The 12,162-nt window shown below is 36.3% G+C and carries 13 protein-coding genes and 1 pseudogene; 9 read left to right on the forward strand and 5 right to left on the reverse strand.

Annotation, left to right across the window (positions count from 1 at the left end):
- Positions 1–10 precede the first annotated feature (10 nt).
- The 5 genes from Q0992_RS13195 (at position 11) to Q0992_RS13215 (ending at position 4,056) form a co-directional block, all read left to right on the forward strand.
- On the forward strand, positions 11–661 hold the full coding sequence (locus tag Q0992_RS13195) for a gamma-glutamylcyclotransferase family protein (RefSeq protein WP_299525195.1): 651 nt from the start codon (positions 11–13) through the stop codon (positions 659–661).
- A gap of 1 nt (position 662) precedes the next feature.
- Positions 663–1,526: a hypothetical protein gene (locus tag Q0992_RS13200; RefSeq protein ID WP_299525197.1), complete on the forward strand. Its 864-nt coding sequence runs from the start codon at positions 663–665 to the stop codon at positions 1,524–1,526.
- An 85-nt stretch (positions 1,527–1,611) separates the two neighbouring features.
- Positions 1,612–2,991, forward strand: coding sequence for an MATE family efflux transporter (locus Q0992_RS13205; RefSeq protein ID WP_299525200.1), 1,380 nt, complete (start codon positions 1,612–1,614; stop codon positions 2,989–2,991).
- 265 nt (positions 2,992–3,256) lie between these two features.
- Positions 3,257–3,484 carry a hypothetical protein gene (locus Q0992_RS13210; RefSeq protein WP_299525203.1) on the forward strand — a complete coding sequence of 76 codons (228 nt, stop codon included), beginning with the start codon at positions 3,257–3,259 and terminating at the stop codon, positions 3,482–3,484.
- Positions 3,484–4,056 (forward strand): phosphatase PAP2 family protein, encoded by a 573-nt coding sequence (locus Q0992_RS13215; protein ID WP_299525206.1) that lies wholly within the window; start codon positions 3,484–3,486, stop codon positions 4,054–4,056. The genes Q0992_RS13210 and Q0992_RS13215 overlap by 1 nt, the downstream gene beginning before the upstream one ends.
- Before the next feature lie 2 nt (positions 4,057–4,058).
- On the opposite strand, the gene Q0992_RS13220 is transcribed toward Q0992_RS13215, so the two are convergent.
- The 3 genes from Q0992_RS13220 to Q0992_RS13230 form a co-directional block, all read right to left on the reverse strand.
- Positions 4,059–5,681, reverse strand: coding sequence for a glycosyltransferase (locus Q0992_RS13220; RefSeq protein ID WP_299525209.1), 1,623 nt, complete (start codon positions 5,679–5,681; stop codon positions 4,059–4,061).
- Positions 5,681–6,298, reverse strand: coding sequence for a lipid-A-disaccharide synthase N-terminal domain-containing protein (locus Q0992_RS13225; protein ID WP_299525212.1), 618 nt, complete (start codon positions 6,296–6,298; stop codon positions 5,681–5,683). The genes Q0992_RS13220 and Q0992_RS13225 overlap by 1 nt, the downstream gene beginning before the upstream one ends.
- Before the next feature lie 100 nt (positions 6,299–6,398).
- The gene (locus Q0992_RS13230) at positions 6,399–7,115 is read right to left on the reverse strand and encodes a glycosyltransferase (protein ID WP_299525215.1); all 717 of its coding nucleotides are present in this window, start codon (positions 7,113–7,115) and stop codon (positions 6,399–6,401) included.
- A 115-nt stretch (positions 7,116–7,230) separates the two neighbouring features.
- Between Q0992_RS13230 and Q0992_RS13235 the strand changes: the two genes are divergently transcribed.
- Positions 7,231–8,172: an NAD(P)-dependent oxidoreductase gene (locus Q0992_RS13235; protein ID WP_299525218.1), complete on the forward strand. Its 942-nt coding sequence runs from the start codon at positions 7,231–7,233 to the stop codon at positions 8,170–8,172.
- A gap of 108 nt (positions 8,173–8,280) precedes the next feature.
- On the opposite strand, the gene meaB is transcribed toward Q0992_RS13235, so the two are convergent.
- The gene (meaB, locus tag Q0992_RS13240) at positions 8,281–9,360 is read right to left on the reverse strand and encodes a methylmalonyl Co-A mutase-associated GTPase MeaB (RefSeq protein ID WP_299525221.1); all 1,080 of its coding nucleotides are present in this window, start codon (positions 9,358–9,360) and stop codon (positions 8,281–8,283) included.
- Positions 9,361–9,371: 11 nt separating this feature from the next.
- The gene (locus tag Q0992_RS13245; RefSeq protein ID WP_299525224.1) at positions 9,372–9,935 is read right to left on the reverse strand and encodes a DUF2911 domain-containing protein; all 564 of its coding nucleotides are present in this window, start codon (positions 9,933–9,935) and stop codon (positions 9,372–9,374) included.
- Between the two features lie 182 nt (positions 9,936–10,117).
- On the opposite strand from Q0992_RS13245, the gene Q0992_RS13250 reads away from it, so the two are divergent.
- The 3 genes and pseudogenes from Q0992_RS13250 to Q0992_RS13260 form a co-directional block, all read left to right on the forward strand.
- The gene (locus tag Q0992_RS13250; RefSeq protein ID WP_299525230.1) at positions 10,118–10,675 is read left to right on the forward strand and encodes an RNA polymerase sigma factor; all 558 of its coding nucleotides are present in this window, start codon (positions 10,118–10,120) and stop codon (positions 10,673–10,675) included.
- Positions 10,659–11,231 (forward strand): hypothetical protein, encoded by a 573-nt coding sequence (locus Q0992_RS13255; protein ID WP_299525227.1) that lies wholly within the window; start codon positions 10,659–10,661, stop codon positions 11,229–11,231. The genes Q0992_RS13250 and Q0992_RS13255 overlap by 17 nt, the downstream gene beginning before the upstream one ends.
- A gap of 90 nt (positions 11,232–11,321) precedes the next feature.
- A pseudogene (locus Q0992_RS13260) lies at positions 11,322–12,162 on the forward strand (hypothetical protein); the annotation flags it as partial.

Genomic DNA, 12,162 nt, shown 5'->3' on the forward strand with positions numbered 1-12,162 from the left:
GGCAATAATTATGACTGAACAAAACTACATATTTGGATATGGTTCACTTATTGAAAGTGAATCTAGATTGCGAACTACACCCAATGCGAAGAATGTTTATCCTATTATAGTTAAGGGATTAAAGCGAGGATGGTTCGCAAGAACAGGAGGAAATAGTTTGTCAACTACATTTTTAGGTTGTATAAGAGACTCTAAATCAACAGTCAATGGAGTAATTTATAAAGTAAGTGAGAAAGAAATAGAGGGTTTGGATAGCCGAGAGAAAGGATATTCTAGAGAACTGATAGAATCAGAAGCTATTGATTTTCTATTTGATATCAAAGACAATAATATGAAGGTTTGGACATATTTGAACGAATTTGTCAACTTTGAAGCGCTAAAAAAAAACTTCCCTAACAAAGAGTTTCCTATTGTTCAATCTTATGTTGATATGTGCATCAATGGATGTTTAGAAATCGAAACAAAATTTGATAAAGCTAAAGAGATAGGCTTTACAAAAATGTTTATAGAATCAACAGAATATTGGAATCAGTTTTGGGCAAATGACAGAATATATCCTAGAAGAGCATTCATTTATAGACCAAATGCAAACACCATTGATACCTATTTAAAAGATTATTTGAAAGATAAGTCATTGTTTAATAAAATATACATTGAATAATATGGAGGGATACTATAACATTGAAACCTTAATGGTAATATTATCTGCAATTGGAACCTTGCTTGCATTTGGTTGGATTGTTATAGCTCGTCATTACAAAAGTAACAACGAGCAAAAGCTCTTAAAGTTAGAAAATGAGCATAGAGATGAATTATTTAAATTAAAAACAGAGCAAGAAAAAGACAAAAAAGATTGGGAAAGTTCTATTGAAAAGGAAAAAGAAAATCTTGAGCTCGAATTGGATAAAAAGAAAAATGTTCCTTTAATTCAAGAATCAAAAACTGTTTACGTTAAATATCTACATATTAAAAATCCAAAAGATGGACCTGTTTACTCTAGGTATAATGATAGACTTGAAGAAGAGATTGATGTATTTAGTGAATACCATTACTATCGCTTTAACAAATACAACATAAAAAATAACTCAATTAAACTGACCGATAGGTCAAGTGGAATAGTTGACCAAAATATTTTGTATCCTTGGAAAAAATTGACCTTTACTGACTTGCCAAGTAAGAATCTCAAAGGATTTATTTCTCAAAATGTTGATGATAGTGATTGCTATTTCTCAGCGACAACTTATTATAATGGGTTCACAGAAGGTAATGAGGATATAGGTATGAAAATGGAAATGGATACACTAGAGGCCAGAATAATTGTTGATTTTTCTTCGATAATCGGCTTAAAAAAGCTATTTACAAAAGAACCAGATGCATACAAGTTTGAACTGGATGGGGGCAAAACAAAACTCTTAGGACTTGAAAAAATATCTGAAGGTGTATACCATTTGGCTAAGTACAATTTGAAAAAGGACGAATCATTGCTAGTTGATTTTCATGTTGATTGGAATTATTTAGAAAAATAACTATGGCAAAACGTTAAGCGCAATAACCAAAATTCACCTTTAAATTTAATTCGCTTAACTAAAACCTAAATGCTACCTTCGCGGCATGGTTTTAAGTCTCTACACCAAAGAGTTTCGTTATAATCTTAGATTGGCTTCTCCCGTAATGTTGGGGATGCTGGGGCATACCTTTGTCAGCTTTGTGGATAATGTGATGGTGGGGCAATTGGGCTCAGCAGAATTGGCAGCGGTCTCTTTGGGGAACAGTTTTATTTTTATTGCCATGTCTTTGGGAATTGGTTTTTCTACGGCTATTACCCCTTTAGTGGCAGAAGCTGATTCTGAGCAAAATTTTGTCAAGGGGAAGTCGGTGTTTAAACATGGTTTTTTTCTCTGTACCGTTTTAGGCATTCTATTATTTCTAATGGAACTGATCGCTAAGCCTTTGATGTATGTGATGGACCAACCCGAAGAAGTGGTCATTTTAGCCATTCCTTATTTAGAATTGGTGGCCTTTTCATTGGTGCCGCTTATTATGTTTCAGGCCTTTAAGCAGTTTAGTGATGGCTTATCGTTAACTAAGTATCCTATGTTTGCCACCATTGTCGCCAATATTTTAAATGTAGCTATCAATTATGTGTTGATTTTTGGAAAGTTGGGGTTTCCACAAATGGGTATTGTAGGTGCTGCGGTAGGGACCTTAGTATCGCGTTTTGTAATGTTATTTTTCCTATGGTGGTTATTGGCAAAACGAAACAAATCCAGAGCCTATGTGACCAATATTAAGTTCTTTAAACTCAGTAAAACATCGCTCAACAAAATCATTAATTTGGGTTTTCCTAGCTCCATGCAAATGTTTTTTGAAGTCGCCATTTTTACGGCAGCGATTTGGCTCAGTGGGCTTTTGGGTAAAAATGCTCAAGCCGCCAATCAGATTGCTTTAAACTTGTCCTCAATGACCTTTATGGTGGCCATGGGATTAAGTGTGGCCGCTATGGTTCGTGTCGGTAATCAGAAAGGGCTTAAAGATTATAAGAATTTAAAACGCATAGCGGAATCTATATTTTTAGTCGGTTTTATGTTTGCTGTAGTATTTGCTATCATCTTTGTTGTGTTTCACAAAGCCTTACCGGATTTATATGTTGATTTAGATGACCCTACCAATGCCATGGATACCGCTGAGGTGGTAAAAATTGCAGCGACCTTATTGTTGGCGTCTGCAGTATTTCAAATCAGTGATAGTTTACAAGTCATTGCGCTTGGAGCTTTACGCGGCTTACAGGATGTTAAAATTCCAACCCTAATTACATTTATTTCGTATTGGGTCGTCGGATTTCCAATAAGTTATTTCCTAGGTAAAGAAGATGCTTATGGCAGCCTAGGAATATGGTTAGGCTTAATAGCTGGATTAAGTACTGCCGCAATTTTGTTATATATTCGGTTTAACTATTTAACTAAAAAGTTAATTTCCCAAGAGGCGCAATAAGTGCCGAGTCGTCACTTCGAGTGGTTACGCTGTAGCGTGATTGTACTCCGACTAAGCTCAGCTGAACTATCGAGAGGTATTTTTAACTCAAATGGTTCTAGATACATCCCGACGTTTACACTTCGACTTCGCTCAGTGACCACAGTCGGGATACTCGAACTGACATCTAGATTTTAATAGTGCTTTTAACTACTAACTAAATTTGTATTTTTGTGCTATAACAAACATGCTTCAAGCAAGGTGCTTCAAACTTCAAACTAAAGAAATGACACTACCCAAATTCATACTAGGAGATAACACGGATTATCCCGATGCGATTTATATCGTTCATACCGAATTTCCGAGATTTATCATTAACCTTGAAAATGATGAGGTAGAATGGTTTGAAGAATTTGACCAGCACGACCAACAGGAACTGGAAACCGAAACCGAAAATTATATCAGACAAGCTACTGAGTTCTATGATAGGGAAGTAGCACGTTACGACGATTAATGCTCGATAAGCTTTTAGACTTAGATACCGAACTTTTTGTATTTCTCAATGGACTTGGGTCTTCATCTTGGGATGGGTTGTGGTTGGCTATTACCAACAAATTGACCTTTGTACCGCTTTATGCCTTATTGCTGTTTCTTATCTATAGAAAATTGGGATGGAAAGCCTTGTTGCTCATTATGGTGAGTATTACATTGATGATTTTATTCACGGATCAAACCACTAATTTGGTAAAGCGTTCGGTATTGCGTTTTAGACCGTGCGCATGTGATGAAATTAAGGATACCATTCGTTTTATTGCAGACCGATGTAGTACCAACCGTAGTTTTTTCTCTGGTCACGCCTCTAATTCTATGGCAGCTGCTGTGTTTGGTGGTTTGGTATTACGCCCTTATTTTAAAAATCTAATTTTCATATTGCTGTTTTGGGCATTTTTAGTCGCCTATAGCCGTATTTATGTAGGTGTTCATTTTCCTATTGATATTTTATGTGGAATGACTTTTGGAGCCTTAGCAGGTTTTGGATTTTATAGATTGAATACGTATGCTCTGAAACGATTTACCAGTACCTGAAATTACTGTTTTCGAGATAAATGATACATCTGATTCACCAAGCGCGACCGATGCCCTCTTGTTCCTTTTTTGGCTGTATTTAAGTCGTAAGTATCAATGAATATAATACGATATACTTTGGACAGTTCTGGGATATCCTTTGGGTTTTCCTTACCTGTTAATAAATTAAACTCTTTTTCGGATGGTAATACCAAGCCTTCAGAAGTGTTTAATTTCGGAATTTTATCACCATAATCGTAAATCGCTTCAGGCGAAACATCTCCTAAACTATATAAGGGTATAGACGTATTGCGCAATTCTGAAACAGGTTTAAAGTCTTTTTGAATGTTCAATTTTGCTAACGGAAGTCCTAAGGCACCTAAACTCATAAGTAATCCAAGGCACAGATAGAAAACGACCTTGATACTCTTTTGTTTCAAATGCCACAGCATAAGAAAACCTATGATTGCTAAAACAACTTGGGCAGCAATAAAATTGATTAACACTAGAGAGTTGCTAAAAGGGGCTATATAAAATCCGATGATACCAAATAGAAGTGCTATGGTTGCAATTAGCCCAAACTGAAAGTAAACAGGAATCGTTTCGCGTTTGTCTTTAAGATTTTTGAATTCCCTAATTAAATAATCAATATAAAAGCCAATATTGATGGCAAGAGGGATTAAAACGGGCATTAAGTATCGCGATTTCTTTTCAGGAATTATAGATAAAAGCACAACGGCAATAATCGTCCAGAAAAAGCTAAATCTGTAAGCCTTTAAATCTGAAACCCTAGATTTCATATAAGGATAAAGCAAACTTATAAATGCAAGAATCGTCCAAAGTCCACTCTGTACAAAGAAACTCCAATAATAGTAAAATGGCCTTACATTATAACTGCTCCAATTAGACGTTTCCTTTGAAGCAATAGCCGTAAACGTCTCTGGGTCGGCCACACGAACATGAAAATACCACCAACCTCCCAAAACAATGCCGAAAATCAAAAGACTTATAAGCTTTAAAAAGTGTAAAAGGGTACCTCTTAACTTATAAGCAAAAGCATAAGCAATAACAAATGATAAGAACAATACGTAAAGCGACACAGGACCTTTGGACAATACAGAACCTGCTATAAATAGCACAAATAACAAGCTTTGTACAATGCTTGTTTTTTCATTTTTAAGCATTATGTAAAGCTGATACAATGCCATTAACATAAAGCTATGCGTGTAAATATCCCAAGGAGCTTCTATGATGATACCAATGACATAAAATGAACTTAAAACGACAAATCCATTGACTAAACTGTGCGATTTGTTGAGTTCTAATTTCTTTGATAGTAAATAGGTAAAAATACCAATACTGGCTAAAAAAAGTAGTGCTGGCCAACGTAAGGCTAATACCGATTTAATACCGAAAAGCATTCCAAAAAAAGCTGTAATCCAAGTTGGTAATGGTGGTTTTTGGTAACGCGCTTCACCATTCATGGTGGTCAAAATCCAATTATCATCAGTAAGCATTTCTCTGGCTGATATAAAATTGCGAGCTTCCATAATGGTAACGGGAATGGCATCAATAGTGAAACCCAACATCACTATGACGAAAAGTACAAGACTTGGAATAGGATATTTTTCAATAAGCTTAATCATTAATTACGTCGTATTAAATAAGCATTACGTGCATAGATAACCATTCCGAATAAATGACCAACAAATAAAACGGGATCTTCTCTGATAATAGCGTAGGTTAAAATTAAGGCAGCTCCTGTTAGGCTCAAAACCCAAAATCCCATGGGCAAAGTGGATTCTTTGTGTCTTTCGGCATGTATCCATTGATATACGAAGCGTAAGGTGAAAATAACTTGGGCAATGATTCCAAGGATTAATAACCAATAGGGTATAGCCTCATTCTTAAAGAGTAGATCGATATCGATTTTGTTATTGTTGTAATAAAAAATAACAATTAAAATAGGGACTATAAAGAGAAAATATCGCATAAATACAGGATACTTCTGCCATTGTCCTTGTAGTTGTAAATTTCTTATGTAAACGAAATAGGTTAAACTTTGCCCAAGCATAATGGCGAAATCTAATCGTAGATAACCATAAATAAACAAGAGAAAAGAAGCGAATAAGCTTAACGTCCAAAATGTCGTTGGCGTAATGACTTTGCGCTGTTTTTCAGATGTTATCCATTGGATAATGAGTCGAGACGAGAATAATATCTGCGCCAAAAAACCAATGCTGTATATAATCCAGTCTTTCAAATTGAAATTTTGATTAATAGTTTTTCTGTCACATTGAGCGCAGTCGAAATGCAGAAAGACATAAAGATACTAAGGTTTTCGACTGCGCTCAAACTGACAATTATTTACTGGTTTTAGCCACATCGTAGTTGATGTATTTTTTCTTCATCCATAAATACGCAAAGCAGTCCATCAATGGGCCAAGAAGACGGTTCCAAAGTCCAAATTTTGCCGTACCTGCAATTCTAGGGAAATGACGCACAGGAACTTGAATAACTCTACCATTTTGCAGCATAATCATAGCAGGTAAAAAACGATGTAAACCTCTAAACATAGGGATCCGTTTCGCATAATCGGTCTTTATAATTTTTAGTGGGCAACCAGTATCATCCATGCCATCTTTGGTAAAAGCACGCCTGATACCATTGGCTATTTTTGATGACATATTTTTCACGAACGAATCTTTACGGTCTGCACGTACGCCAGTCACTAATTCGTGTGAATCAATGTGCTCTAAAAGCATATTGAAGTCTTCTGGAGATGTTTGTAAATCAGAATCAATATAACCAACCAACTCTGTGTCAGCATAATCAAAACCAGCTTTTATTGCTGCGCTTAGCCCTCTATTGTCTTTAAAAAGCACATATTCAAAAGCTTCATTTCGTTGGCAAATGCCTTTAATTAAAGCTTGACTATTATCCTTAGAGCCATCATTAACAAATAAAACCGATGCTGGAACCGAGGCAATTTTCAGATAATTAGAAAGTTCAGTCTCTACACGTTCAAGGTTATCCGCTTCATTATATACAGGAACAATGATGGTTAACTTGTATTTCATGTCGTTAATGGAATTTCTGGCACAAAAGTATGCTTTTTTAGTATTACAGCGAATGCATATTGCTTTAAACCTAAAAATCGCTTTACTTTGCCTTAAATCGTTTATAAACTTAACCATGAATATTTTAGTCACAGGAATAGCAGGTTTTATTGGTTCTCATACCGCAGAACGTTTATTAAGCTTGGGTCATAATGTTGTTGGTGTCGATAACTTTTGTGATTATTACAGCTTAAAACTCAAGGAAATGAACGCCAAAGCTGTTGAGGAAAAAGGCGCAGAAATCATTAAGATGGATTTGCGACATCCTGAAGAATATAACCTATTATCCAAAGACTTTCATTATATTTTCCATTTTGCAGCTCAGCCAGGTATTTCTCAGACCTCTACGTTTGAGGATTATTTTACCAATAATATTATTGCTACAAAGTATCTTATTGATTTTGCTTTGGAATGTAAAGACTTAAAGTTATTCGTTAATATTGGGACATCCTCAATATATGGTTTAGAAGCGACTTATCCCGAAGATGTTATGGCAAAACCTGCATCGCACTATGGTGTTACTAAATTGGCCGCTGAACAATTGGTGCTTCAGAAGAGTAGGGAATTTCAAATGCAAGCCTGTAGCTTACGTTTATATTCTGTGATTGGCCCAAGAGAGCGTCCTGAAAAAATGTATACCAAACTCATTGATTTAGGATTAAAGGACGAACCGTTTCCACTTTACGAGGGTAGTGATAAGCACTTAAGAAGTTTTACTTATGTTGGTGATATTGTTGATGGAATTGTAAGTGTAATAGGTAATGAGGATAACGTTGATGGTGAAATTTTTAATCTTGGTACCGAAGTAGAGCACACAACACAAGATGGTATCGATGCTGTGGGTAAAGTTTTAGGAAAAGAAATCAAAATCGAGATAAAACCAAAACGCGCTGGTGATCAGTTGCGTACCAAAGCCAATATAGATAAAGCTAGACGCTTGTTGAACTACGATCCGCAAACCACACTTTTAGAGAGTGTACATTCTCAGGTAGAATGGTTTAAGGCAAATTGTGTGTAAAACCCTGAAGTTTGTCATTCCACACTCTAGTGCTGAGCTTTTTGGAGTATGATGCGGAATCTCATAATCGTAAGATAGATTCCTGCCTTCACAGGAAGACAAGTAAGGTTAAAGTGACAACAAATATTCCGCAGCAGCAAAGGGTGTCGTTTTACCCTCCTCAACCAATTTGATTTGCTTTTTTAATTCGATCTTAATTTTTTCTGATTTGTAGAAATCAGACTTTAAGCGTTCTTCAATGGTTTGCAGTAACCAAAATTTATTCTGGTTGTTTCTATTTCGCTCAAAGTAATTATTTGAAGATGTCGTTTTTAAGTAGTCTTGTATTAATTCCCATATATCAGAAATACCTTCTTGTTTCAATGCACTGCATAGTGATACTTTAGGAGACCAGCCAGAGTCTTTTTCAGGATAGAGATGTAACGCCCTATTAAACTCAACTTTTGCGGATTTTGCAGCCTTAAGATTATCTCCGTCAGCTTTATTGATGACTATAGCATCTGCCATTTCTATAATACCGCGCTTAATACCTTGTAATTCATCGCCTGCTCCAGCGAGTTTCAGTAACAAAAAGAAATCGACCATACTATGTACGGCAGTTTCACTTTGTCCTACTCCAACGGTTTCAATAATAATGGTGTCAAACCCAGCCGCTTCACATAGAATAATGGTTTCTCTGGTCTTCCTGGCTACACCGCCAAGCGAATCGCCAGAAGGGGAAGGTCTTATAAATGCATTTTTGTCTTTGACTAAATCTTCCATTCGGGTTTTGTCACCAAGAATACTTCCTTTACTCAATGTACTACTTGGGTCAACGGCTAAGACTGCAACTTTTTTGTCTATGCTGGTAAGGTAACTTCCAAAGGCTTCAATAAATGTACTCTTGCCAACACCAGGAACACCTGTAATGCCAATCCTTGTGGATTTGTTGGCATGCGGCAAGCAGGCTGTAATGATTTCATGTGCTTTTGCAGTGTGTGCCTGATTGGTACTCTCTATTAAAGTAATCGCTCTACTTAAATCCGTAATATTTCCAGAGGTAATGCCATTTACTAAATCATCAACTGAAGGTTGCTTTTTGCGCTTGGCTTTTATGGATTCTGCAGAATCGCTGCTAAGGGTTTTTGGTGGCTCAATACCCTCATGTTCATGCAAAGCGGATTTGTTTGTTTTTTTGTTTTCCGGCACCTAGAATAGATTTAAGGTTTTGATGGATAGGTGTTCAAAGGGATTTCTATCAGCGTCTGATCCCATGCTAGAGTGAGTTTTAGATTACCGGTTTTATTGTCAAAAGCAATGGTGAACTTTTCTACAATCTCCTCTATATCTTGTACAGGCACTTCTAATTCGATAGCATCAAAATTTGGGTCCCACATGGGTTCCATCTTTTCATTGACTCCCCATTGGTACTGTCTGGTATTGAACATTACTTTCCACGTGTCTTCCATAGGGACGGTCCATAGTGTATACTTGCCTTTCTTTAAAACCATACCGTCAATCATTAGGTCCTTATTGGTCTCAAAAGTTGTAGCCTCATTGGCGCCAGTTCTCCATACTTTGTTGTAAGGAACGAGGGCACCAAAAATATTACGGTCACGTTTAGAAGGCCTATTGTATTCTACTTCAAGCTTTAAATCATTTAAGGTAATCTTAGCCTTATCCTTCGGACTCAATCGAGGCGAAAATATATTTTCTACAAATACACAATATACTAGTAATCCTATAGCTATTATAGATAATAGAATGAGTAAGCGTTTTAGCATAATTATCAATCTTAGACAGTTCTAATCAGCGAATTTAGTTTAAATTTTAAAGATAACTCAATTCATTAAATTTATAGAGCAGAACGTTTAATTTTATGTAAATCTTATAAAATTTAAGCTTTTTTGCCACACTTAAATTTTTGTGTCGTCTTTAGAGTGAAATCAACCAAAACCAATTAATCATTAGCACGTTTCAAATCCATATTGTTGAAAAATGCAAAAGGAACGATCGGCAAGCGCAAATGCAATTGTACAATCAGTATTGCAATGGTATGCTTATAGTTGCCCTTCGTTTTGTGAAAGATACTATGGAAGCCGAGGATATTGTCCAAGAAGCTTTTATAAAGGCATTTTCTAAACTAGATCAATATAGAGCTGAAGTGAGTTTTGGTGCATGGTTAAAGCGTATTGTGGTTAATAGATGTATAGATGTTTTAAAATCAAAACGACAACGTTTAATAGAATTAGAGGAACATCATTTGAATTTGGTCGATGCCGATTATGAGAGTGAGTGGCTTGTTGATGATGAAATTACGATAGACGAAGTTAAAAGTGCAATTGAAGAATTGCCAGAAAAATATAAATATGTTGTGATGCTTTATTTGGTTGAGGGTTACGACCACCAAGAGATTTCTGAAATATTGAATATCTCAGAAGTCGCATCAAGGACACAGTTGTCTCGAGGGAAACAAAAACTGCAGTCAGCATTAAAAACAAAGAAAAATGGCACAAGATCTTAGAAATTTATTCGAAAAGGATTCAGAAGTACAGAGTGCAAAGATGTCGGCAGGTCACGAAGCACGCTTTTTAGAAAAGCTTGAAAAGGAACTACCGGTAGAGAAAAAGTCGAGTGGTTTTAACTTCTTGAATATTGCGGCAAGTGTAGTTGTATTGTTGGGCTTAAGCTTTGGAGCCTATCAGTTTTTTAAAGGGTCAGGAGGAGAAATTGTTCCCGATGAGAAAAAGGTTGTGGAAAATAATATCAAATCTATGGGAGAATTTTCACCAGAGTTGAAAAAAGTAGAAGATTACTATCTAGCTAGTATTAACCTAGAATTGTCCAAAGTGCAGTTAACGCCAGAGAATAAGGATTTGGTTGATGGCTATATCCAAAGACTTAAGGAGTTAAATGACGAGTACGAAAAGCTGACCATAGAGCTCAATGAAAACGGACCTAACTCTATCACCCTAGATGCATTAATCAATAATTTAAAGCTGCGATTGAATTTGGTGACACATCTTAAGGATAAATTAGAGGAGTTTAATGACGATTCCTTTATAGCAGAGAATGTTTAAATAAAACAAAATAATTATAATAATCAATTCGCCTTTGCCTAGGCTACGGCGAATAAAGTCAAAAAACGAACAGTTAAAATTAGAAAAATTATGAACACAATTAGAATTTTAGTGTTGTGCCTCCTAACTACCTTTGGTTATGCACAAAAGAAGTTAAGTAAAACGTCACAATCTATAAAGGTTAATGCGGATGTTGTAGTCGATTTAAATACCAGTTATGCGGAAATTGAAATCAGTACTTGGAATAAGGATATCGTAGAGGTTGAAGCGTACCTGGAGAGTGATGAGTTATCGGAAGAAGAATTGAAGCGAGCCCTTAAAGCGTGGAATCTTAAAGTTGAAGGTTCTGATGATCGTGTTATCATTTCATCTAGAGGAGGTAAAGCCATTAGTAGCTTTAACGAAGGCGATTATGCTTCATTATTACGAGATTTGGAATTTGAATTAGCAGGCTTGCCAGAGATGCCAGAAATGCCTGAGATGCCAGAAATGCCAGAGATGGCAGAATTTCCAGAAATGCCAGTAATGCCTGAGATGCCAGAAATGCCGGAATTTCCTGAGTTACCAGAATTACCAGATGGTATCAGGACCATAAATTTTGATTACGACAGATATCAAAAAGACGGTGAAAAGTATCTTACGGAGTGGAGCAAACGTTATGAGAAAGAAGGAGGTGAGGAATTACGGGAAAGTATGAAAGCCTGGGCAAGGAAATTTGCTGAGTCTGGCTACCAAGAAAAAATGGAAAAATGGGGAGAAGAGTATGGTAAGCGTTTTGAGGGTAAATGGGCCAAAGAAATGGAAGCTTGGGGCGAAAAGTTTGGTGAAGAATATGCCAAGGATATGGAAAAATGGGGAGAGGAGTTTGGCGAAAAGTTTGGTAAGGAGTGGGCCGAAAAGATGGAGGCCTGGGGAGAACGTTTTGCTGCTA

Origin of the sequence: Winogradskyella sp. (assembly GCF_028289625.1) — a bacterium.
Lineage (GTDB): Bacteria > Bacteroidota > Bacteroidia > Flavobacteriales > Flavobacteriaceae > Winogradskyella.

Excerpts from the sequence above, each read along its gene's own strand:
- Q0992_RS13200 (WP_299525197.1), top strand. The coding sequence starts at position 663 with ATGGAGGGATACTATAACATTGAAACCTTAATGGTAATATTATCTGCA.
- Q0992_RS13205 (WP_299525200.1), top strand. The coding sequence starts at position 1,612 with ATGGTTTTAAGTCTCTACACCAAAGAGTTTCGTTATAATCTTAGATTG.
- Q0992_RS13255 (WP_299525227.1), top strand. The coding sequence starts at position 10,659 with ATGGCACAAGATCTTAGAAATTTATTCGAAAAGGATTCAGAAGTACAG.
- Q0992_RS13210 (WP_299525203.1), top strand. The coding sequence starts at position 3,257 with ATGACACTACCCAAATTCATACTAGGAGATAACACGGATTATCCCGAT.
- Q0992_RS13235 (WP_299525218.1), top strand. The coding sequence starts at position 7,231 with ATGAATATTTTAGTCACAGGAATAGCAGGTTTTATTGGTTCTCATACC.
- Q0992_RS13245 (WP_299525224.1), bottom strand. The coding sequence starts at position 9,935 with ATGCTAAAACGCTTACTCATTCTATTATCTATAATAGCTATAGGATTA.
- Q0992_RS13215 (WP_299525206.1), top strand. The coding sequence starts at position 3,484 with ATGCTCGATAAGCTTTTAGACTTAGATACCGAACTTTTTGTATTTCTC.
- Q0992_RS13195 (WP_299525195.1), top strand. The coding sequence starts at position 11 with ATGACTGAACAAAACTACATATTTGGATATGGTTCACTTATTGAAAGT.
- Q0992_RS13220 (WP_299525209.1), bottom strand. The coding sequence starts at position 5,681 with ATGATTAAGCTTATTGAAAAATATCCTATTCCAAGTCTTGTACTTTTC.
- Q0992_RS13230 (WP_299525215.1), bottom strand. The coding sequence starts at position 7,115 with ATGAAATACAAGTTAACCATCATTGTTCCTGTATATAATGAAGCGGAT.